Below are 23172 nucleotides of genomic sequence, written 5' to 3'. Positions count from 1 at the left end.
TTTATTGTATTCTGTTTACAGCGCTGATTAATGCCAGAACGGAAGCTGTGATGATATCCTCATGAATTCCTGCGCCCCACACCACTGTGCCGTTTGGCTTTTGAATGGCTACATAGGAGCAGGCCTTTGAATTCGATCCGACAGTGAGCGCGTGTTCCTGGTAACTTACGATGGAGTAATCCAGATCACTGTGACGCTGAAGCGCGTTGCTCACCGCATCCAGACGTCCGTTACCCCTTCCGTGGTAAAGTTTATCCACACCAGATTTTTCAAGTGAGATTTCGGCCTCAATGCCTCCGTCTTTCTGGATAAAGTGACATTCTTTTAAAGCGATCGGGGATGATATGTTAACATACACGGTCTTAAATACATCCAGAATATCTTTCGGAACCAGTTCCCTGTGCTGCTTGTCGGATACGTCTTTGACCGTATAGCCTACATCCTCTCTCATCTTGCCCGGAATATGGAAACCAAAGTTTTCTTCCAGCACATAGCCGATACCGCCTTTTCCTGACTGGCTGTTGATTCGGATCACATCGCTTTCATATTCCCTGCCGATATCTTTCGGGTCGATCGGAAGATAAGGAACAGACCAGTAATCCGGATGGCGGTCGTCAATCCAGTGCATTCCTTTGGCGATGGCGTCCTGATGAGAGCCTGAGAATGCCGCGAATACCAGTTTCCCGGAATAGGGCTGGCGTTCATAGACATTCATGCGGGTCAGGCGCTCATAATTTTTTGTGAGCTCCGGAAGGTTGGAAAAGTCAAGGTTAGGGTCCACTCCGTGAGAATACATATTGAGAGCGACAGTTACAATATCCACATTTCCGGTTCTCTCGCCATTTCCAAACAGCGTTCCCTCCACCCGGTCTGCTCCTGCCAGAAGGGCCAGTTCCGTATCCGCCACACCGCATCCGCGGTCATTGTGAGGGTGAATGGACAGTACGACACTGTCACGGTATTTCATGTGTTTGCTCATATATTCGATCTGGCTTGCGTACACGTGCGGCATGGAGAGCTGAACGGTGACCGGAAGATTGATGATGACTTTCCAGTCCGGAGACGGCTTCCAGATGTCCAGGACCGCATTGCACACTTCCAGCGCATATTCCACTTCGGTTCCGGTGAAACTCTCCGGAGAGTATTCGAACTGGAAATTCCCTTCTGTCTCGTCTGCCAGCTTTTTCAGGAGTTTGGCGCCGTCCGTGGCAATCTTTAAAATCTCTTCTTTGGACTTTTTGAAAACTTGTTCCCTCTGGGCGAGAGAAGTAGAATTATATACATGAACGATGGCACGCTTCGCCCCTTTTAAAGCTTCAAAAGTACGTTTGATAATATGCTCCCTTGCCTGTGTCAGCACCTGGATTGTGACGTCATCAGGAATCAGGTCCTGTTCGATCAGAGTGCGCAGGAACGTGTATTCTGTCTCGGATGCGGCGGGGAATCCTACCTCGATCTCCTTGAATCCCACCTTTACCAGGTATTTGAAAAACTCTACTTTTTCATCCAGGCTCATCGGGATGATCAGCGCCTGGTTTCCATCCCGAAGATCCACGCTGCACCAGTCCGGAGCTTTTGTTATGTACTCTTTTCTGGCCCAGTCAAGACACTCTTCAGGAGGCATAAAGTATTGGCGTTTATATTTTTCTGAATTCATAGATATTAAATCTCCTTTCATTAATTGAGAATAAAAAACAGACTGCACTCGTGCAATACGGCGAAAAAAAACCTTCGTCTCCGTCCATTTCTGGATAGAGACGAAGGGTCATAGACACTCCGTGGTACCACTCTAATTCACGCCATAACCGCGTGCACTCACTACCGATACGAGTTGAAACAACTGATATCTTCCCAATATAACGGTTGGAACCGGCGATGCCTACTGGCTGTTCAGCACGCTGCTCAGAGGCGAGTTCACATATACCGGGCAGCCGCTTTTCACCAGCCAGCGGCTCTCTGAATGCCTTCTATATCCTACTATTCCTCATCAAAGCATTTGGATTATTAATAATGATAATCTATCACACTTCATTCTATGTGTCAATGGCAGAATTATTCATATAGGTATCTGCTTCGTCCTTCTTTTCCGGGGACAGGCAGCGGTAATAGTGGAGCAGTTTTTCTTCTCTGGCAGAGATGTTGCCGACAAGGTAATCGATCGAAACGTTCAGATAATCACATAGAATGACCAGATTCTCCAGAGTCGGCTGCTTCTGACCTTTTCTCCAGTATCCGATCAGACTGTCAGACAGGCCTGTGTCTTTATAGATACGATAATTGGAAATATCATGGCTGTCCAGATATTCATTTAAATTTTCTGCAAACTTCATGCATTTTCCCTCTCTGGCGTGTAACAAATTTACTCGTTTATTGTAGCATAGATGAAATTTAGTGTAAACGAAGTTGTAACGAAAATACTGTGGAAAATTGTACCATTTTCTTGACTATCTCTACGTATAGAGATATAATTTATGTAAGTTTCTTACAGTCGGATGAGGGAAAGGAGAGGCTAATGATAAAGTCGTATAAGGAATTTGAAAAATGGGTAAAGATTGAGATGATCCGTCAGGAATTGACACAGAGGAAGCTTGCGGAGAGAATGGGGATTGCCTATCCGAGGATCTCAGAAGCTCTGCATGGGAGAAAGACCGGGCTTGCATTTATCGTCCCGCTGATTCAGGAGCTGGGAGGCAATATGGAAGAGTTTGAAGAATTTCTTGAAATAAATCAAATCGGGCGTTGAGTTTTTTCCTGGTTGTATTATAATCAACTTAAAAAAGACAGGAGACTGAGATGGGATTTCTGGACAGATTTAAAGTTCATACAACCAGAGAATATGAGGAAGGGAAAGAGAGAGTCTGCCGGCTTCATGAAGAGGCAGAGAGTCTGGCCTATGTGGAGGGAATCTATAAAGAAAACGGCCGGCTTGTGATGTCCGTATCCTTTGTAAAAGGACAGCATGTGGCCGGACAAGAGGCTCAGCTGCTTGACTGCAGCGGCCTTTTTGCGGCATCTGTCCGGATCGGGGAGATCCGCCTGGGCTCCGGGGAGGACCTTCATGAGGCGTCAGAAGCGGGGGAAGAGGGGCTCATTGTATTTGACCTTGCTGAGGGAGTGGAACACTGGATGGAAAAGGGCCAATATTTAAAGGGCTGACGGACTGAGTTGTTTCTTTTTAGGGAAGTGATATAATGAAGTAGAAAAAGTCATTAAATGTTGGAGGTGCAGCATGGCACTTGAGAATAAATTAGGAATTGATAATTCTGCTGACCTTGCCCGTGAAGAAGAAAGAATCAGCAAGAAAAAAGCTGTTGCGTTATTTGAAACCGGTCTGCTTGATCAGTTGGAAGCAGGAAAATTTTCTTCGCTGAAAGCAATTCACAAATATCTTTTTGAGGATGTTTACGATTTTGCCGGTGAGATCCGCAAGGTAAATCTTGCAAAAGGAAATTTTCGTTTTGCTCCGCTTATGTATTTAGAAACTGCTCTTGAGAATATTGATAAAATGCCGCAGTCTACCTTTGAAGAGATTGTAGAAAAGTATGTAGAGATGAATATTGCTCATCCTTTCAGAGAAGGCAATGGGCGCAGTACTCGTATCTGGCTTGATTTGATACTTAAAAATGAGCTTCATAAGGTCGTTGACTGGAGTCAGGTGGATAAAGAAGACTATTTACTTGCTATGGAGCGCAGCCCTGTGAGGGATATAGAGATTAAACACATTCTCAGACCGGCATTGACAAACGATATTAACAGTCGTGAAGTCTATATGAAGGGCATTGATTACAGCTACTACTATGAGGGATATACAACTTTTAAAGCCGAAGAACTGTAAATCAAAGAGATCCGTCACAAAAAAGACACAGCCAAGAGAGTTTTTGAGACTCTGGCAGCTGTGTCTTTTTCTTTTCTAAAATAAAAATTTTTATTTCTGTGCCTGCTTCAGGGCATTCTTGATGGACTGTTTTAAGATGGTGTTGGTATACTGACTTTCATCATCAAACTGGATGTCATCCACAGATTTTACTTTTGGAAGCTGTTTGTTGATCTCACCCAGGGCCGGTTCAATCAGAGGGTACATGGTTTTTACACTTTTATCTAAATGCTTTAAAGCAACATGATTGACTTTGTTGTCCTTAACAGTGACTTCCACTTCCAGCTCATTTTCTCCCAGTGTGAGAGGAGAGGAATATACCCCTTCTATGTACTCCATAGTCTCCGTGCTTTTCTTATGTTCCTTGGACGGAGCAAACATAAAAATCAAAAGCAGGATAAGCAAGATTCCAAGCAAGACAAAGATGCCGGTGTAGATTAGTTCTTTCGCCTTAAATACGACGATTTTCGTTTTTGCTGACATAGGGTCCTCCTAAAAAGATTCTATTATAGTATATGGTCCGGACAGGCAGAATAGAACTGTACGGAAAAAATTTTTCCATGTAGAGCGGGCGGCGGTTTTCATGTATAATAGAAGCCGAAAATGAAAATAACATGACAGGAGGAAGCCGATGGCATTACAGTGTGTCCTGGGCGCAGGCCGCACAGGAAAAACGGATTATATATATCAGCAGATGATAAAAGAGTCTATGGAGAATCGGGATGAAAACTTCTTTTTTCTCGTCCCGGACCAGTCGACGCTGAATGCGCAGAGGGAGCTGATCACCAGGCATCCGAATCACGGGACTATGAACATCGACGTGGTTGGATTCTACCGCCTTTCTTACAGAGTGTTTGAGGAGCTTTCCTATATTCCCAAAGAACTGCTCAATGACGAGGGAAAATCCATGGTCATAAGAAAGGTCATGGGGGAGTGCCGAAAGGATCTTCTCGTGTTCGGTTCAGGCATGGAAAAGCAGGGCTTTATCGATGAGATGAAGTCTTTCTTTGCGGAAACCTACCAGTATGATGTGTCTCTGGAAAAGCTTAAGGAGGCCGTGAAATCTTTTGAGAACACGGACAGCCTGACGCTGAAGATGAAAGACATCGTCCTGGTCCTGGAGAAGTTTGAGGACTATATGAAAGACCGCTATCTGGTATCGGAACAGCTGCTGGACGTACTGGCTCAAAAGATCACGGAATCCGAAAAACTCAAAGGTGCCACGATCTATATTGACGGGTTTACCGGATTTACACCCATACAAAATAAAGTACTCAAGAAACTGCTGCCGTATGCAAAAAAAATTGTGGCGGCGTTTACCATCGATGAGAAACGTGTCGGAGGGCCGTACAGGGATTATGAGCTGTTTGCCATGCCCAAAAAAGAGATTTCTCAATTAAAAGAGATGGCGGTAAGACAGGGAGTCCCCATACTGCCGGATGTGATTCTGCACCCGAATGCTGCGGGATCAAAAGAACTGCGCCATCTGGAGCAGAACCTGTTTCGGTATCCTTTTCATGTGTACAGGGGTAAGACAAAGGACATCAGAGTCTGCTGTCTTAAGAATCCAAAGGAGGAGAGCCGGTACATACTGGGCTGTATTGAACATCTGGTCAGGAAGGAAGGATACCGGTACAAAGATCTGGTCGTGCTGACCGGTGACATGGAAACGTATCAGCCGGAACTTGAAAAATGTTTTGAGGATTCCGGCATTCCCTGCTTTATTGACGGGAACAGGGCACTCAGGAATAATCCATGCGTGGAGACGATTCTTTCTGCGCTGAAAATGATCCAGATGGATTTTTCTTATGAGATGGTATTCCGGTATTTAAAATCAGGATTTTCTGCCCTTGAACCAGAGGAGACCGATCTCCTTGAAAACTTTGTGATCGCTTCCGGCATCCGGGGATATGCCCGGTGGAACAGGCCTTTTAAAAGCCGGGCGTTTACAAAGGAAGAGATGAAACAGATCAACCAATCCAGGGAAACATTTATGAAAGAGACCGGTCCGTTCAAGGAAGGGATCAGGAAGCGGGGAATCACTGTTTTAGAGAGACTTACGCACCTTCACGGGTTCTTTCTCACTCTGGATATCCAGGGACAGATGGAGAGGAAAAAAGAGGAATTTGAAGCGGCCGGGGATCTGGCTATGGCCAAAACCTATGATCAGATCTATGGGGAAGTTTTAAACATCATGGACCAGATGGCGGAGATTCTCGGAGAAGAAGAGCTTTCTTTTGATGAATTTTGCGCGGTCCTGGAGACCGGGCTCTCAGAGATGACGGTGGGCGTGATTCCGCCGGGACTGGATCAGGTGATCGTCGGAGATATCGAGCGGACGAGAGTGGAAGGGGTTAAGGTTCTGTTTTTTGCCGGCATCAATGAGGGAGTAGTGCCGAAGCCGTCGAAAGGCGGAGGCCTCGTGACGGACTCTCAGAGAGAAGAACTTTTAAAAGCCGGAATTTCCCTTGCACCCGGGGCGGCAAATCAGGCGTACATGGAGCAGTACTATTTGTATCTGGCCATGTCAAAGCCGGATGAAAAGCTGTATCTGACTTATGCTTCTATGGATTCCTCCGGGGAAAGCAAAGCTCCTTCATATCTGATTGGAAGAATTGAAAAGCTGTTTCCCGGGCTGAAAAAAGACCTCGATTTGCAAGAGACACCAGTTTATTCCGTCAGCGAGGCAAGAGAACGGTTTGTTGAAAAACTTCAGGAACTCGGCGAGGAAAAGCCGGATCAGGAGATGGCCGCATTATATGAAGTCTTAAATGAACGAAAGCTGGTTTCACCGTATCTGGATGCATATTTCTACAGCAATGAGGAAAAGAACCTGGACAGGCATCTGACAACACTTCTCTACGGTAAGGAACTGGAAAACAGCGTGACCCGCGTAGAAAAGTTCTCAGGCTGCGCCTTTGCCCATTTTCTTCAGTACGGACTGCGGCTTCGGGAACGGCTGGTACATGAGATCCTGCCTATGGATATGGGACAGGTATTTCACCGGACTCTGCAGTTTGTCGGGCAGGAAGGAAGCTGGGACTGGGAAGATGACAGGGAACGGGATCGGTTTGTGGATTCCATGGTAGAGCGTGCCTTGGATGAAGATCCGGATAAAAAGGAGATTTTTGAGAGCAGCAGCCGGAATCAATATACAAAGGAGCGGATCAGGAGGATGGCAAAACGGGCCGTCTGGGCTGTGGAGCAGCAGATAAAAAGAGGAGAATTCACTCCGTATGAATATGAACTGGGATTTTCTGCGGACGACGGTCTCTCCTGTGCAAACCTTTCCCTGAAGGACGGCACGAAGATGAAGTTTACCGGGGTGATCGACCGGGTGGACTGCTATGAGGATGAGGAGAATCTATATTTAAAGATCATCGATTATAAATCCGGAAATATGCAGTTTGACTTTACAAAAATTTTAAATGGACTGCAGGTACAGCTGGTCGTTTATATGAATGCCATTTTAGAACTGGAAGGGAAAAAGTACCCCGAAAAGCGGATGGTCCCGGCAGGCATGTTTTATTTTCACGTGGACGATCCGGTCATAGCACCGAAAACAGACGGGGAGCCTGAGATAGAAGTTCTCAAAAATCTTCAGCTCAGGGGAGTTGTGAATGAGGATTTCGGACTCGTGGAGCATCTGGAGCAGGAGGATGAGTACGGAATCGTAACCCTTCCGGTCACAAGGACAAAAACGGGATACAAAAAAGGATCTGCGCTGCTCTCCACGAATGAATTTAAGAATCTGGGCCGGAAGGTGGAAGAAAAAATGAAGCAGCTCGGAGAGGCTATGATGGACGGAGATATTTCTATAAGTCCGTATGAATATCAGTCAATGCCGTGCGATTACTGTGCATTCAAAAGTATTTGTGCGTATGAGCCAAAACTGATGAAATCCAGAAAACTTGAGAAGATCGGCCTTGCTGAGGCAAAGGAGTTATTAGCAGAGGGAAAGGGGGAAGACGATGCCTTGGACTAAAGAACAGCAGCAGGTCATAGAGGAGAGAGGCTGCAGCCTTTTGGTGTCTGCCGCGGCAGGCTCTGGAAAGACGGCTGTGCTTGTGGAACGGATCATCGAAAAGATATCGTCAAAAGAGGAACCGGTGGATGTGGACCGTCTGCTGGTGGTGACCTATACCCACGCTGCGGCCAATGAAATGAAGGAGAGGATCCGCAGAGCCATAGAAAAGAAGGTGGAGGAAGATCCGGAAAATGAACATCTGATCCGTCAGCTCTCTCTGATTCACAAGGCTCAGATTACGACGATCCACAGCTTTTGTCTCAATCTCATCAGAGATTACTACTACAAGCTCGATCTGGACCCAAATTTTGCGATTGGAGACCAGGGACAGATGGACCTTATGAAGCTGGAAGTGCTGGATGATGTGCTGGAGGAGGCATACGCCGAACAGAGCGATGCTTTCGTGGAATTTATCGAAAGCTATATTCCGGGGAAAAACGATGACCGGATCAGAGACTATGTCTTGGGGCTCTATGAGAGTTCCAGAAGTCATATCGATCCGCTTCTCTGGCTTTCACAGGCAAGACAGGGATTTCAGATCCGTACGAAGGAAGAACTTCACCGGGCAGTCTGGATGAAGGAAATCCTGAAAGATGCGAAGGCGGTGGCGGAATCCGCCTGTGCCATGATGAAGAAGGCAAAAGAAGCGGCATCCGAGACCGGGGGACCGTATTTTTACCTTCCGACTCTCACGGCAGATCTGGAAACCATGGAAGAGATCCGGAGTGCAGAGTCATATAAGGATTTCGGAGAGCTGTTTTTATCCTTTACAAAACCGCGCCTGAAAGGAAGAAAGAAAAAGGACGATATCATTGACAAAGACCTTCAGGAGTACTGCAAGGATTTGAGAAAAAAGGCTTATGACCTGATCGATTCTATCAGAAGCAGCTATTTTTATAAGCCGGAAAGTGAGATCATCCGGCAGATCCGCAGGGTACGGCAGCCTATGGAAGGCTTTATCGGACTGACAGAAAAGTTTTATCACCGCTTCATGGAGCGCAAAAAGCTGGACAACCTTTTAGATTTCAGTGACCTGGAACATCTGGCACTGGAACTTTTAACCTCGGGCTTTTCGGAGGACGGAACTCCAATCGTCAGTGGGATCGCGAAAGAAAAAGCAGAATATTTCCATGAGATCTATATTGACGAGTATCAGGACAGCAACTTTCTCCAGGATGCAATTTTAAGGAGTGTGTCCGGACAAAGCCTTGGTGAACACAATATTTTTATGGTGGGGGATGTCAAACAGAGCATTTACAGCTTCCGCCTCGCGAGACCGGAGCTGTTCATAGAGAAATATCACGGATTTAAAAAGGATGGGAAAAACTCAAAACTCATTGAACTGAGAAATAATTTCAGGAGCCGCAGGGAAGTGCTTTTTACGGTCAACGATATTTTTTATCAGATCATGCACGCATCCCTTGGGAATATCGAATATACAGAGGATGTGGCTCTGGTGCCAAGTTTTCCTTATGAGGAGTCGGGTGGTGCAGGCGGTAATGCGGAACTTCTGCTGGTCAGCAGAGATTGGAACGATGCATCTGAGGAGGACAAAGATGTGCTGGAGGCCAGGATGATCGCAGACCGGATCAAAAAGATGGTGGACGGGCCTGAACCTCAGATGGTGCTGGATTATGATGAGGAAGGCAGTGAAGTTTACCGGAAGGCTGAATACAGAGATATTGTTATTCTCCTGAGGTCTGTGAAAGGAAATGCAGAGAAGATTCAGGAGGTGTTAATGGACGCCGGCATCCCGGCCATATCAAGCAGCCAGAGCGGGTACTTTGATACGGTGGAAGTGCGCACTGTGCTGAGCCTTCTGACTGTAGTGGATAATCTGTATGCGGACATCGAGATGGCTGCGTTTCTCCGGTCTCCCATGATCGGCATGACGGGGGAGGATTTGGCGAAACTGAAACTTGGCGGAAAGAAAAAGTACATGTATGACTGCCTCACCGAGGCAGCAGGGAAAGATGAGAAGGCGGACACTGCACTTTCGGTGCTGAAAAGGCTCAGGGAGGCGAAAACCTTCCTGTCCCTCCGCGAGCTGCTCTGGCTGGCATTTGACCTTACGGGGTATTATCACTATGTCGGGGCTATGCCTCAGGGCGCCAAACGCCAGGGAAATCTTCTGATGCTGGCAGAGCAGGCGAAGACCTATGAGGCCAGCCGCTACAAAGGGGTATTTCATTTTATCCGCTATATGGAACAGTGCAGAGAATATCAAATGGATTTCGGTGAGGCCAATACACTGGGCGGAAATGAAAACCTGGTTACGATCACGAGTATCCATAAGAGCAAGGGACTGGAATATCCGATTGTATTCCTTGCCAAAACACACAAGAAATTTAATTTACGGGACACGGGGGGCAGCCTTTTGTTTCATCCGGATTATTTTATAGGACCGGATCTTGTGAACATCAGGCAGAGAACGAAAGAGCCGACCATCATGAAAGGCATGATTTCAAGACAGCTGGTGAAGGATTCGCTTGGAGAAGAACTGCGCGTTTTGTATGTGGCACTCACAAGGGCAAAAGAAAAACTTATCATGACGGGAGTACAGGGAAGCCGCCATCAGCCCGGCGGCAAAGGGCCGGTCTCCTATGTGGATCTGCTGAGCGCCAGGTCTTATCTGGAGTGGCTTCTCATGGCTGCCGGAAATATGGAGGAGAGTCCTTTTGAAATCCATTTTCTCTCAGAGGAGGATGTGGCGCTTTCAAGCGCAGAAGAAGTTTTCACATCTTACAGAGACAGGGGGTTATTAACGGATGAGCTGGAATCCATGGCAGGATCAGAAGAGGCGCAGGGCATGCGGGAGGCCTTTGCGTACCGGTATCCGTATGACAAAGAAAGGGACGGCAGGCTGAAGTATTCTGTTTCTGAGATCAAAAGAATGTCTCAGGCGGCAGAACCTGAGGAGTCATACAAGCCGGAACCGCAGAAAGAGCGGCTGTATCCAAAGTTTTTGAAGGAGAAAAAAGAAGCTTCTCCGGCCTCCAGAGGTACCGCAGTGCACAAAGTACTGGAACTTATGGATTTTTCTCTGGACTATACACCGGAACTTTTGGAAGAACAAATCAGTCGGTGGAGCAGTGAAGGAAAGATTGAGGAAGGGATGGAAAAACTGATTCCCCGGGAAGATATCCTGGCTTTTCTTAACTCCGATCTGGGACTGCGGATCAAGAAAGCTGCAGGACGAAAAGAACAGTACAAGGAAGCTCAGTTTGTCATGGGAGTAAAGTTCAGTGAGATGGAACCGGAGGCGAAAAGCCGTGATTATGTGGTGGTCCAGGGGATCATCGACCTGTATTTTAAAGAAGAAGGGGAACTTGTCCTGGTGGATTATAAGACAGACCGAATAGGTCCCGGGGAAGAGGAGATTCTTGCAGAAAGATACAGGGCACAGCTTCAGTACTACAAAAAAGCGCTGGAACAGATGGAGCAAAAAAAGGTAAAAGAATGTTACATTTACTCCATTCCTCTCAGGAAAGCCATCAGTTTATAATTATTTAACATCCCGTCAGATAATTTTAAGAAACTGGGCATAGGGAAATCACATTTTTCTGCTATCATAAAAACATGGAAAGCAAAGAACGAATCAGACATGAAGCAAAGGAGTGATGACCATGTCAGAGAAAGCAACGCTTTCAGTAGAAGAATTGATGAAGAAGAGTTTAACATTTGCCCTGGCCGCAACTCTGCTGGCAGGCACATCAAACATCTCAAAAGTGAAAGATAAGATTAAAGTAAGTGAGAATGAAACAGGACATATTGTCATAGAACAGATGAATGACTAGGCCTTTCTTTGGTTATCCTATATAGGACCGGCAAAAGCCGGGGGATAAGAGAAAGGAGTACATGATGTCCAAAGAAAAAGATTTTATAGAAAAGTCATTTGAAGAGATGACAGAAGATGAGCGGTTAAAGTACGAGATCGCTGTGGAACTTGGACTGGCTGACAAAGTAAAGGAGGAGGGCTGGAAAGCTCTTTCTGCCAGCGAGACCGGAAGGATCGGCGGCCTGATGACCAAGAGAAAGAGACAGAAAACACAGGAAGCAGAAGATTAAACCGTTGTCCTGAACACGGAGATTGACAGCTGGAAACTACTTTGATAAGATGACTCTGTGAGAAAGATACAAAAGACTTATATATTCCCGGGATAACGGCCCGGGAGTTTCTACCAGGCTTCCGAAAGCCGGACTATAAGTTATTCCCTTTTTATATTCTAAATGGGGAATAACTTTTTTTGCGTTCATCAGATCAGGAGGATAGACCGATGAAAAATTTTGCCTTAAAAGGAGATATTATTTATACGCCTGAACCTGGTAAGTTCCGGTGCCACGAAGACTCTTATCTGGTCTGCGGGGACGGAAAGGTGAAGGGAATATGGAGAGAACTACCTGAACGATTTTCGGGGATCAGAGTGGAGGATTACAGCGGAAAGCTTATTTTTCCGGGACTGTGTGATCTTCACATCCATGCGCCCCAATATTCCTTCCGGGGGATCGGAATGGACATGGAACTGCTTCCCTGGCTGGAAACTTATACATTTCCGGAAGAATCAAAATACGGTGACCTTGAATATGCCAAAAAAGCCTATGAGATATTTACAGAAGATCTGAGAAGGAGTGCAACATCCAGAGTCAATGTGTTTGCGACGATTCACAGGGAGGCTGCGGTTTTGCTGATGGATCTGCTTGAGAAAGCAGGGATCTGCGGGTTTGCGGGAAAGGTATGCATGGACCGGAACTGTCCCGATGATTACAGGGAAGAGGATGCCCGGACATCCGCCGAGGAGACCAGAAAGTGGTATGAGACTGTGAAAGACAGGACGATGATGAGGCCGATCCTGACGCCGCGGTTCCTGCCTTCCTGCTCCGATGAACTGATGGAGCAGCTTGGGGAATTCCAGAGAGAGACCGGCCTGTATGTGCAGTCTCATCTGTCAGAAAACCCGGAAGAGGTGGAGTGGGTGAAAGAACTGGCTCCATGGTCTGAAAACTATGGAGATGCCTATGACCGTTTCGGGCTTTTCGGCGGCACAGGAAAGACGGTTATGGCTCACTGTGTGTACTCCGGAAAAAAGGAGAGGGCACTGATGAAAGTAAGAGGTGTCTATGCGGCCCATTGTCCCCAATCCAATCTGAATCTTTCCTCAGGGATCGCTCCGGTGAGAACTATGATGGAGGAAGGGCTTCATGTGGGTCTTGGGACCGATATGGCCGGGGGTGCCAGCCTTTCGATGCTGCGGGTGATGACAGATGCAGTACAGGTATCAAAAATGTACTGGAGATATCTGGATAAAGAGAAAAAACCGCTGTCTGCCCCGGAAGCGTTTTATCTTGGGACCAAGGGAGGCGGAAGCTTTTTCGGGCAGGTTGGAAGTTTCGAGGAGGGATATGAGTTTGACGCTGTCGTCTTAAATGATGCTTCTCTGGGAACAGCACTCAATCTTCAGATGGACCAGCGGATGGAAAGAGCCATGTATTTAAGCGGAACAGAAGAGATCACAGCGAAATATGTGGGCGGAAGGAAGATATTTGAGCGCTTATGATCCGACAGAAAAAAGTCATCCTCCAGGGACCGATTAAGAGGAAGTCCCTGGAGGATGACTCAATTATCATTACATTTGCTTTTCCAATAAAGATGGAGGAGATTCAACTTTATCTATCAGATATACTAAATTATTTTTGAACTAAGGATTTCGCAGATTTTTATAGCAATATTTATTAACCATTGGGGGACAATCATTAACGAATTTATGATACTATATTCATTCTGGATCTAATGAAAAAGCGTTTTTATCTATTTAACTTCTGCCATGTAGGTTGAAACAAAAGCAAATGTTCTGATGTATTACTTATAGCATATTGAGTCCCGGCGTGGGTTAAAAAAGCGCAAACGACATAGAGGGGACCGCGAATAACCAAAAAGATACTTGAATTTTTTACGTTTCAGGATTATAATAGTTTTTCGTAAGACAGAGAAGGAATGTCTGTCATATAATTTCATAAACAAGTAAAACTGGAGAACCGATGTTATCGGCTGAGAAGAGGGTATAACCCGAAGATTCATGGAACCTGTTAGTTAGCACTAGCGTAGGGAGTTTTCAATCGATAGAACACAGAGATGGAGCTTACGCTTCATCTTTTTTTCGTTTGTAGCTCCGGGAAACGAAAGGAGAGTTATGATGCGTGTCAATGGAAAAGAAAGATGCCTTGAAGCCGGCAGGACCACTCTGAAGCAATATCTTCTGAAAGAGGGTTACAGGCTTGAGCACATTGCGGTGGAAAGAAACGGAGAGATCGCGCCAAAGGCCGAGTATGAGACAATTATGCTGACAGAGGCGGATACACTGGAGATTGTCAGTTTCGTAGGCGGTGGATGAGATGCTGACGAGAGAACGATTTGAACAGGAACTGGCCGGACGTCAGACGCCGGAAGTGAGGGAAAGGCTCAGGGAAGGAACCGTGGCCGTTGCGGGTCTTGGGGGTCTTGGCTCCAATATAGCCCTGATGCTTGCAAGAACGGGGATCAGTAAGCTGTTTCTGGCAGATTTTGACCGGGTAGATCCATCCAATCTAAACCGGCAGGCATACACCATTTCCCAGATCGGAATGAAAAAGACGGAAGCCATGAGTGAACTGATCCGCCAGGTTAACCCGTGGATTGAACTTGAATTCTTTGACGGAAGGGTTACACAGGAAAATGCGGCAGAGCTGTTTCGGACATATCCGATTATCTGCGAAGCATTTGACTCGCCGGAGGCGAAAGCAGACCTGGTCAACAGTATATTGTCTCAGCTGCCTGGCAATACCGTTATTTCCGGCAGCGGGATGGCCGGGGCTTACAGCTCGAATCAGATAAAAACGGCAAAGAAAATGAAACGGCTTTATGTGTGCGGAGACGGGACACACGGGATATCCGACGAAGAATCCCTGACCGCGGCCAGAGTATCCATCTGTGCGGGACATGTGGCGAATATGGCAGTACGGCTGATTTTAGGAGAAGAAGAGGTATAAAGATGAGTGACACATTAAAAATCGGAACAAAGGAATTTACATCAAGGTTTCTGCTTGGAACCGGAAAGTTCAGTCTGGAAAAGACAGCCGAGGCTGTAAATGCGGCTGATGCCCAGATCGTTACCATGGCGCTCAGGAGGGCAAAGGAGGCAGGTTCCAGCAATATTTTAGAGTACATACCGGATACGGTGACACTGCTTCCAAATACCTCCGGGGCAAGAAATGCCCGGGAGGCTGTGCGCATTGCAAGGCTTGCAAGAGAAGTTGGCTGCGGTGATTTTATCAAGATCGAAGTGATACGGGACACCAAGTATCTGATGCCTGACAACGCAGAGACTATCAAAGCCACGGAGATTCTTGCAGACGAGGGGTTCACGGTTCTTCCGTATGTAACTCCTGACTTGAATACGGCAAGAGACCTGGAAAATGCAGGAGCCGCCGCGGTCATGCCTCTGGCAGCACCGATCGGAAGCAACAAAGGACTCCTGACGAAGGAATTTATCCAGATGCTGATTGACGATATCGATCTTCCGGTCATCGTGGATGCTGGAATCGGGAAGCCGTCCGAGGCCTGTGCGGCAATGGAGATGGGAGCCGATGCGGTCCTGGCAAACACGGCGGTGGCAACAGCAAAAGATGTCGTATCCATGGCAAAGGCTTTTAAAATGGCAGTGGATGCCGGAAGAAAGGCATACCTTGCGGGGCTGGGACGTGTTCTTTATCAGGGAGGAGATGCATCATCTCCGCTGACAGGATTTTTGGAGGACTAGGCCGATGGAGATATTAGAAGAAGTATTAAAGGCGTATGATGGATATGATTACAATCTTTACACAAAAGACGATGTGCTCACAGCCCTTTCAAAGGATACAGTGAGTGCTGAGGACTACAAGGCACTGCTCTCTCCGGCTGCCATGGAGTTTCTGGAGCCTATGGCCAGGAGAGCAAAAAAGGAGACAATGAAGCATTTCGGGAATACTGTCTGTCTTTTCACGCCCCTTTATATCGCGAATTATTGTGTCAATCACTGCGTATACTGCGGATTTAACTGCACGAATAAAATCCACCGGGCGAAGCTTACGATGGAGGAGATTGAGCGGGAATACAAGGCTATCGCAAAGACAGGGCTGAAAGAAATTCTGATTCTCACAGGGGAATCTAAAAAGGCGTCAGGAGTAGAGTATATCGGAGAAGCCGTAGAGCTGGCAAAGAAATATTTTTCCACCATTGGTATTGAAGTCTATCCGATGGACGTGGATGAATACGCATATATCCACGAAAAAGGTGCAGATTTTGTCAGCGTCTATCAGGAGACATATAATACGAAGACCTATGGTGAGGTTCACTTAAGCGGTCCGAAAAAAGTATTTTCTTATCGCCTGAATGCCCAGGAAAGAGCGTTAAAAGGCGGTATGAGGGGAGTGGGATGCGGAGCCCTGCTGGGGCTTGATGATTTTAGAAAAGATGCATTCGCCTCCGGAATCCATGCGTCCCTTCTCCAGAAAAAATATCCCCGGGCGGAAGTCTCCTTCTCTGTGCCCCGGCTCAGACCATATAAGAACAATGAAACCAACGATGCAAAAGACGTCCATGAGAGGCAGCTTTTGCAAGTGATGCTGGCACACCGCATCTTCATGCCGTTTGCGGGGATTACGATTTCTACGAGAGAACGGGCCGGATTCCGCGACCATGTGGTCGGCATGGCAGCGACGAAAATTTCTGCCGGGGTCAGCACAGGGGTCGGAGGCCACGAAGAAGAGGAAAAGGGAGACGCCCAGTTTGTGATCTCAGATCCGAGAAGTGTGGATGAAGTCGTAAATATGCTTGACCGAAGAGGCATGCAGGGTATCTATACAGACTATGTGAGAGTCTAGAAACGGAGGCTGACATGAATCAGGAGTGGATCGCCGTCACAGACCGGAAACAATGCGGCGGTGAGTTTTTAAAGACGGTGCAGACTCTCGCGGGACAGGGGTTAAAGACGATCATCCTGCGGGAAAAAGATCTTTCGGAAGAAGAGTACGGGGAACTGGCAGCCCGGTGTATGGAAATATGCAGGAAAACAGGGGCTTCGCTGACTCTCCACAAGTACTTTCATGCGGCCCGCGGCCTGGGAGCAGACAGGATCCATCTGCCGTACCCTGTATTTCGGGAGAATGCAGGTAAGATTGATCAGCATATTCATGTAAGTACTTCCATTCATGCCCCGGGAGAGGCAGTGGAGGCAGAACGGATGGGCGCAGAGTTTGTAATTGCCGGACATATATTTCAGACGGACTGCAAAAAGGGTGTTCCGCCAAGGGGGCTTGAGTTTTTGAGAGAAACGGTACAATCCGTGTCTATTCCGGTCTATGCCATCGGCGGGATCACTCCGTATAATATAGGGGATGTTTTAGATACAGGAGCCGCCGGAGGGTGTATGATGTCAGGTTTCATGAAGTCTCCTAAAATTATTGACAAGCCATGAGTGCTGGGGCATACTTGAAATAGAAATATATCAAGATGGAGGGTACTTATGAAAAAGAAATACTGCTTTTTTGACATCGACGGAACACTGACCGACCGCTCTACCAACCAGGTAGTTCCAAGCGCACTGGAGGCACTGGAAAAGCTGGAGGAAAACGGACATTTTGTGGCAATCGCAACAGGAAGGGCACATTATAAAGCGGATCTGTTTATAAAGGCCAACGGTTTTAAGAATATGGTCTGCAATGGAGGAAACGGATTTGTCATTGACAATGAGTTTGTGGAGAATATTCCTCTGGACAGAGAAGGATGCATTAAAATCATTGAGGAGACAGAGAAACTCGGATACGGATGGTGCATCGCTGTAGACGATACGAAGGATGTCTATATGACCGATGATCTGTTTTTAAGACAGGTGGGCAAGAGAAAAGAGCCCACCCGCTATATTATCGATGATACTCTGGATATACATAAGGTCGAAGATTTCTATAAAATATACGTAGCAATTCCGAAAGAAGAGGAAGAACGTCTGACAACAAAAGATCTCATCGGACATCTGCGGTTTGAGCCGGAATACCTGATGTTCCAGCCGGACAATAAAAGAGAGGGCATCATAAAAATGATGGAACACTTAAACGGACCTCTTGAAGATGTAGTCGTGTTCGGAGATGATTATAACGATCTGGATATGTTCAGCCCTGAGTGGTTTTCCATCGCTATGGGGAACGGCTGCCAGGATCTGAAAGATAAGGCAGACTATGTGACGGACACCAATGTAAATGACGGGATTAAAAAGGCATGTGAGCACTTTGGCTGGATTTAAAAAGGATAAGAAGCCTTCTTGACACGATTCCTTAAATCATTATAGAATAGTAAGACCAGAATTTTCTGGTCTTCTTTTCATTTTTTAAGGATCTATTGAACAGCAGGAGGAGTTATGAGAATTTTAAAAGTAATGAAAAAGGGCATATCGAAGATACTGAAGGTCCTGCTGAGACGCCTTGTGATTGTAGGCGTCGTTATTGTGCTCCAGATAGCATGGCTGATCTGGCTGGCCCAGGTGATCGGAGAACATTCTAAGTTCATTGAATGGGGACTTCAGCTGGTCAGTGTTGCAGTGGTGATATATATCGTGAATAAAGAAGAGAACCCGGCCTATAAGCTGGCGTGGACCATTCCGATTCTGATCTTCCCGATTTTCGGCGGTCTTCTATACCTTACTCTGGGCAATAAAAAACCGGCAAAGAAGCTGAGGCTGGAGCTGGAACGGTCTCTGGGTGAGACAGATTTTCTGCTGTCCCAGAGCGAGAGTGTCATGAACAACTTAAGACAGAGGAGTCCCCAGGCGGCGGCACAGGCAAAATATATCGATACGTCCGGAGGGTATCCGATCTATCAGAATTCCTCGGCGAAGTATTACCCGTCCGGCGAGGCCATGTTTGAAGAGATGATCGAAGACCTGAAAAAAGCAAAGTATTATATTTTCATGGAATTCTTCATTGTAGAAGAAGGATATATGTGGAATACGATCTTAGAGATCCTCAAAGAACGGGTGGACGACGGTGTGGAAGTCCGATTTATGTACGATGATGTGGGATGTGTTGATCTGCTCCCATACAAGTATTATAAAGAACTGGAACGCTGCGGCATTTCCTGTGTGGCATTTAATCCGATCATTCCTCTGGTGTCCACTGCATGGAACAACAGGGACCACCGCAAAGTAGTGGTCATAGACGGACATACGGCATATACCGGAGGGCTTAATCTGGCAGATGAGTATATCAACCGGAAGGAACGCTTCGGTTATTGGAAAGATGCGGGACTCAAGGTCATCGGAGATGCGGTGTGGAACTTTACTGTGATGTTTCTCCAGGTCTGGAATGCGATCCGGAAGACCGATGAGGGCTACGGCATGTTTGTGCCCCACGGCCACCATGAGGGACGGTTTGTCGACGACGGCTTTATCCAGCCTTACGCGGATAATCCCCTGGATACAGAGACAGTCGGGGAGAATGTGTATCTCAATATTATCAATGCGGCCACAGATTACGTATATATCTATACGCCGTATCTGATCATTGATAATGAAATGATGACAGCGCTCTGTCTGGCGTCCAAAAGAGGAGTCGATGTGCGGATTGTCACACCGGGAATTCCGGATAAACCGACTGTCTTTTTGCTGACACAGTCATACTATGCACAGCTGGTGGAAGCAGGGGTAAAAGTGTATCAGTATACGCCCGGATTCATTCATGCAAAATGTTTTGTCAGCGATGACGTCATTGCTACCGTAGGAACTATTAATATGGATTACCGGAGTCTTTACCTGCATTTTGAAAATGGAGTCTTTATGTATCACTGCCTGGCGGTGACGGAAGTCAAGATCGATATGCTGAAGACGTTTAAGCAGTGTGAGCTGATCACAAAAGAACACTGTCAGGGCAATATGGTGAAGCGGCTGATGCAGAGTGTGCTCCGTGTCCTGGCACCGCTTCTGTAAGGAGTGGGAAAAAATGGATGAGTTTGCAAGTTATCAGAGTTTTGCGCAGGTTTATGATGAATTTATGGATCAGACCCCTTACAGACTGTGGGGAGAAAATATCAGGCAGTATCTGAGAAAATACAAAGTTAAGGACGGAGCAGATGTCCTGGACCTGGGCTGCGGCACCGGCAGGATGACGAATCTGCTGGATGGTTTTGGGTACCGGATGACCGGGATGGACATTTCTCCGGAAATGCTTGAGATTGCTGCCGGTTCCGGGAATTCTGAAATTTTCTATATCTGTCAGGATATGAGGGAACTGGCTCTTCTGCATCCTGCGGATGCAGTCATATCGACCTGTGACAGCCTCAATTATATATTAGAGCCGGAAGATCTGATACAGGTATTTGTGCGTGTGCGGGAGAACCTTAAAGAAGACGGGGTCTTTTTGTTTGACATGAATACGCTTTATAAATATGAAACACTGCTTGCTGAAAATACATTCGCGGAAGACCGGGAGGAGTGCAGTTTTATCTGGCAGAATTTCTATGATCAGGAAGACGGCATCAATGAATATGACCTGACACTGTTTATCCGGATGGAGTCGGGGCTTTATCAGAAGTTTGAGGAAGTGCATTTTCAGAGGGCATATGAGACAGAAGAGATAAAGGAGGCACTGCGCCTGGCCGGGTTTGAGATCCGGGAAGTCGTGGATGCAGATACTTTAAAAGAGCCGGAGACAGAGAGTGAACGGCTGTATTTTATTTCAACGATAAATCATGAGGTGGACAAATGAAAGATTATATTGTAAGAGGTACGGCGGCAGACGATCAGGTGCGTTTTTTCGCTGCCTATACGAAAGATGTTGTGGAGGAGGCCAGACAGAGGCATAATACAAGCCCGGTGGCCACGGCTGCCCTGGGCCGCCTTCTGACCGCCGGGGCTATGATGGGGAGCATGTGCAAGAATGAACAGGATCTGATCACACTTCAAATCAAGTGCAGCGGTCCTATCGGAGGTCTTACGGTGACTGCTGATTCAAAAGCAAATGTAAAGGGATATGCGGTACATCCGGATGTGATGCTGCCGCCGAGCAAAGAAGGAAAGCTCGATGTAGGAAAAGCCCTGGACTTAGGGGTGCTGACGGTTATAAAAGATATCGGCATGAAAGAACCGTATTCTGGACAGACCCATCTTGTATCAGGGGAGATCGCAGAGGACCTGACCTACTACTTTGCCGCGAGTGAGCAGATACCGACTTCTGTGGCGCTTGGCGTTTTAATGAATAAGGATAACACCGTCCGGCATGCCGGGGGCTTTATTATTCAGATGATGCCGTATGCGTCTGAGGAAGTGATCTCTGCTCTAGAGAAAAAGATTGCAGAATTTGAGTCTGTCACATCGCATCTGGAGGAGGGGAAAACTCCGGAAGACATGATGAATGAACTGCTGGGTGAGTTCGGAGTCAAGTTTTATGAGACTGTGCCGACAAAGTTTTCCTGTAACTGTTCCAAGGAGCGGGTGGAAAAAGCGGTTATCAGCGTGGGAAAAGATGAGATTAATGATATGATCAAAGACGGTAAAGATATAGAAGTAAACTGTCATTTCTGCAATACACATTACACATTTAGTGTGGATGAGCTGAAACAGATGGCAGAAAAAACCGAAGCGGGAAGATAAAGAAAAGCCATGGGAGACCGTGGCTTTTTTTGCCGGAAAATGATATTATATGAGGAAAGGAGGGTGAAAGATGAAGATTAAAAGACTGATCACAGTACTGCTGACAGCGTGTTTCATCATACCGCAGATCAGCGAGGTAAAGGCGGCAGAGACCTATCCAAATCTGGATGAAAAAATTACTGTAAAAAGTTATAGCGGTGAAAAGTATAAAGCAGGGGAAGCTCCCAATGAGGAAGAATGCTATGCACTTTCTTCAAAGGGAAGAAATCTGGACCAGACCATTGTGATGCCGTCAGATAAAGTGATGGTTCTTGAAAATTCAGGGAATCAGAATTATACAGATCTCAGAGCAGTATTGGAGGAGGACAGCTGCACAAACGATATAGATCTTGTGCTCTCTTCAAAACAACTGAGGGCACAAAGCACAGTGAGTCTTAAAATAAATTTTGCAGATAAGAAGACAGAACCTTGTCTTAACAGGACTGCAATTTTGATAAAAGAAGGCAACGATGTCGTCAAAAGAATTCCGTTTTCCTATGATACAGCCGGATACCGGGATGAACACGACATTTCAGTATCCCAGTGGAGCGGAGAGTATGCTTATTTTTTTGGATTCGGAACAGTAAAGAGCATAGGGACCATTGATTACTGCCAGAGCAAAAAAACATTAAGGGTGACATACAAAAATGCAGGAACAGCCCCTGTACTCAAATTTACTCTTGATCCGAACGGCTATTTCACGTTTTCTAACGGCAAATATGAATATTACGGTTCAAGTTCGGGCAATAAAGTCGGAGGAACCAACACTCTGAATTTAACAGCGAAAAGTAATTTAAAAAGGGACTTTGCGGATGCTGCCACGACAGGCAGCTTTGATATTAAAAATAAGCGCATCGCATTCATGCTGTCAGAACTTCTGATCGTATATAATGATGCGTACGATGCCAATGGAAACCCGGTGCCGGGAGTGACTCTTGACTCTCACGGCGGCTGTATCGAAGGGGGACAGATCTCAACGATACCTCTGTCTTATAATGTATCCCTGAAACCTTTGGGAACAATCAAGACAAAGATGTCTTCCAGCAAGACATCCTCCATCAAAGTTTCATGGAACAAATTAAACGGCGTGTCCGGATACAGGATTTACCGTTCCACAAAGAAAAACTCCGGTTATAAGTACTTAAAACAGCTTTCTTCAAAAACAGCCTCATACACAAATAAGAAACTGAAATCCGGTAAGACTTATTATTATAAAGTGCGGGCGTACAGCGATGTGTTCGGTGACAGATACTACGGATCATACTCTGCGTCGTTAAAATCCGGGACAAGGCCGGCGAAACCGAGAGTTACGGTAAAAAGAAGCGGACGGCGGCTGAAGATTAAATATAAAAAGATTTCCGGGGCCAGCGGATACAGAATTTACATAAGAACCGGGAAAAAAGGAAAGTACAAGAGAGTCAAACAGTATACCAGCGGCAAAAAAGTGTCTTATAAAAGCAAGAAACTGAAGAGAAAAAAGACTTACTACGTAAAGGTGAGAGCTTATAAGACGATCAACGGCAAAAAATATTTTGGAAGCTATTCCAAGGCAAAGAAAGTAAAGATAAAATAAAAACAGGACG

Annotated in this window: 21 protein-coding genes, 1 riboswitch and 1 other annotated feature; of the genes, 18 read left to right on the top strand and 3 right to left on the bottom strand. The window is 46.4% G+C overall.

Annotated elements, in window-relative coordinates; all coding sequences use genetic code 11:
- Position 1: 1 nt before the first annotated feature.
- The gene (locus DWV34_RS12800; RefSeq protein WP_022260860.1) at positions 2 to 1657 is read right to left on the bottom strand and encodes a 2-isopropylmalate synthase; all 1656 of its coding nucleotides are present in this window, start codon (positions 1655 to 1657) and stop codon (positions 2 to 4) included.
- 93 nt (positions 1658 to 1750) lie between these two features.
- Positions 1751 to 2000, bottom strand: a binding site (T-box leader).
- Between the two features lie 33 nt (positions 2001 to 2033).
- Complete coding sequence (locus DWV34_RS12795) at positions 2034 to 2330, bottom strand: helix-turn-helix domain-containing protein (protein WP_006568843.1); 297 nt, start codon at positions 2328 to 2330, stop codon at positions 2034 to 2036.
- 182 nt (positions 2331 to 2512) lie between these two features.
- Here DWV34_RS12795 and DWV34_RS12790 point away from each other — a divergent pair, with 182 nt between their 5' ends.
- The 3 genes from DWV34_RS12790 to fic all read left to right on the top strand — a co-directional run bounded on the left by DWV34_RS12790 (position 2513) and on the right by fic (position 3835).
- The gene (locus DWV34_RS12790; RefSeq protein WP_009288768.1) at positions 2513 to 2743 is read left to right on the top strand and encodes a helix-turn-helix domain-containing protein; all 231 of its coding nucleotides are present in this window, start codon (positions 2513 to 2515) and stop codon (positions 2741 to 2743) included.
- Positions 2744 to 2793: 50 nt separating this feature from the next.
- Positions 2794 to 3156 (top strand): hypothetical protein, encoded by a 363-nt coding sequence (locus DWV34_RS12785; RefSeq protein WP_054335295.1) that lies wholly within the window; start codon positions 2794 to 2796, stop codon positions 3154 to 3156.
- Positions 3157 to 3229: 73 nt separating this feature from the next.
- Positions 3230 to 3835, top strand: a complete 606-nt coding sequence (fic, locus tag DWV34_RS12780) for a protein adenylyltransferase Fic (RefSeq protein WP_054335296.1) — start codon at positions 3230 to 3232, stop codon at positions 3833 to 3835.
- A 90-nt stretch (positions 3836 to 3925) separates the two neighbouring features.
- Here fic and DWV34_RS12775 read toward each other — a convergent pair whose 3' ends face one another.
- Entirely contained in the window at positions 3926 to 4357 is a 432-nt protein-coding gene (locus DWV34_RS12775) for a hypothetical protein (protein ID WP_006568847.1), read from the bottom strand.
- Positions 4358 to 4505: 148 nt separating this feature from the next.
- Here DWV34_RS12775 and DWV34_RS12770 point away from each other — a divergent pair, with 148 nt between their 5' ends.
- From DWV34_RS12770 to DWV34_RS12705, 15 genes are all read left to right on the top strand, one after another.
- Positions 4506 to 7859: a PD-(D/E)XK nuclease family protein gene (locus DWV34_RS12770; RefSeq protein ID WP_118476419.1), complete on the top strand. Its 3354-nt coding sequence runs from the start codon at positions 4506 to 4508 to the stop codon at positions 7857 to 7859.
- Positions 7846 to 11406, top strand: a complete 3561-nt coding sequence (addA, locus tag DWV34_RS12765; protein ID WP_118476417.1) for a helicase-exonuclease AddAB subunit AddA — start codon at positions 7846 to 7848, stop codon at positions 11404 to 11406. The genes DWV34_RS12770 and addA overlap by 14 nt, the downstream gene beginning before the upstream one ends.
- Positions 11407 to 11527: 121 nt before the next feature.
- The gene (locus DWV34_RS17205; protein ID WP_009288762.1) at positions 11528 to 11698 is read left to right on the top strand and encodes a hypothetical protein; all 171 of its coding nucleotides are present in this window, start codon (positions 11528 to 11530) and stop codon (positions 11696 to 11698) included.
- A 64-nt stretch (positions 11699 to 11762) separates the two neighbouring features.
- A complete protein-coding gene (locus tag DWV34_RS12760) occupies positions 11763 to 11969 on the top strand; it encodes a small, acid-soluble spore protein, alpha/beta type (RefSeq protein WP_009288761.1) in 207 nt (68 codons plus the stop codon).
- A 57-nt stretch (positions 11970 to 12026) separates the two neighbouring features.
- Positions 12027 to 12125: riboswitch (purine riboswitch) on the top strand.
- A gap of 53 nt (positions 12126 to 12178) precedes the next feature.
- Positions 12179 to 13456 carry an amidohydrolase family protein gene (locus tag DWV34_RS12755; RefSeq protein ID WP_009288760.1) on the top strand — a complete coding sequence of 426 codons (1278 nt, stop codon included), beginning with the start codon at positions 12179 to 12181 and terminating at the stop codon, positions 13454 to 13456.
- Positions 13457 to 14089: 633 nt separating this feature from the next.
- A complete protein-coding gene (gene thiS, locus DWV34_RS12750) occupies positions 14090 to 14290 on the top strand; it encodes a sulfur carrier protein ThiS (protein ID WP_039930089.1) in 201 nt (66 codons plus the stop codon).
- Between the two features lies 1 nt (position 14291).
- Positions 14292 to 14924: a sulfur carrier protein ThiS adenylyltransferase ThiF gene (gene thiF / locus DWV34_RS12745; protein WP_022260859.1), complete on the top strand. Its 633-nt coding sequence runs from the start codon at positions 14292 to 14294 to the stop codon at positions 14922 to 14924.
- A gap of 2 nt (positions 14925 to 14926) precedes the next feature.
- Positions 14927 to 15694 (top strand): thiazole synthase, encoded by a 768-nt coding sequence (locus DWV34_RS12740; RefSeq protein WP_006568857.1) that lies wholly within the window; start codon positions 14927 to 14929, stop codon positions 15692 to 15694.
- A 4-nt stretch (positions 15695 to 15698) separates the two neighbouring features.
- Positions 15699 to 16796, top strand: a complete 1098-nt coding sequence (gene thiH / locus DWV34_RS12735) for a 2-iminoacetate synthase ThiH (RefSeq protein ID WP_009288757.1) — start codon at positions 15699 to 15701, stop codon at positions 16794 to 16796.
- Positions 16797 to 16810: 14 nt separating this feature from the next.
- Complete coding sequence (locus DWV34_RS12730; RefSeq protein ID WP_006568859.1) at positions 16811 to 17389, top strand: thiamine phosphate synthase; 579 nt, start codon at positions 16811 to 16813, stop codon at positions 17387 to 17389.
- Between the two features lie 48 nt (positions 17390 to 17437).
- A complete protein-coding gene (locus tag DWV34_RS12725; protein WP_006568860.1) occupies positions 17438 to 18211 on the top strand; it encodes an HAD hydrolase family protein in 774 nt (257 codons plus the stop codon).
- A 114-nt stretch (positions 18212 to 18325) separates the two neighbouring features.
- Positions 18326 to 19888 carry a cardiolipin synthase gene (gene cls / locus DWV34_RS12720; RefSeq protein ID WP_009288756.1) on the top strand — a complete coding sequence of 521 codons (1563 nt, stop codon included), beginning with the start codon at positions 18326 to 18328 and terminating at the stop codon, positions 19886 to 19888.
- 13 nt (positions 19889 to 19901) lie between these two features.
- Positions 19902 to 20666: a class I SAM-dependent DNA methyltransferase gene (locus tag DWV34_RS12715; protein ID WP_009288755.1), complete on the top strand. Its 765-nt coding sequence runs from the start codon at positions 19902 to 19904 to the stop codon at positions 20664 to 20666.
- Complete coding sequence (hslO, locus tag DWV34_RS12710) at positions 20663 to 21550, top strand: Hsp33 family molecular chaperone HslO (RefSeq protein WP_009288754.1); 888 nt, start codon at positions 20663 to 20665, stop codon at positions 21548 to 21550. Before DWV34_RS12715 ends, hslO begins: the two co-directional genes overlap by 4 nt.
- Before the next feature lie 70 nt (positions 21551 to 21620).
- Positions 21621 to 23162, top strand: a complete 1542-nt coding sequence (locus tag DWV34_RS12705; protein ID WP_022260857.1) for a fibronectin type III domain-containing protein — start codon at positions 21621 to 21623, stop codon at positions 23160 to 23162.
- The last annotated feature ends 10 nt before the right edge of the window (positions 23163 to 23172 follow it).

It is taken from the genome of Anaerostipes sp. AF04-45 (assembly GCF_003461725.1).
Lineage (GTDB): Bacteria > Bacillota > Clostridia > Lachnospirales > Lachnospiraceae > Anaerostipes > Anaerostipes caccae.
Note: the sequence above shows the minus strand (reverse complement) of the source record. Positions and strands in the feature narration are given on the sequence as shown.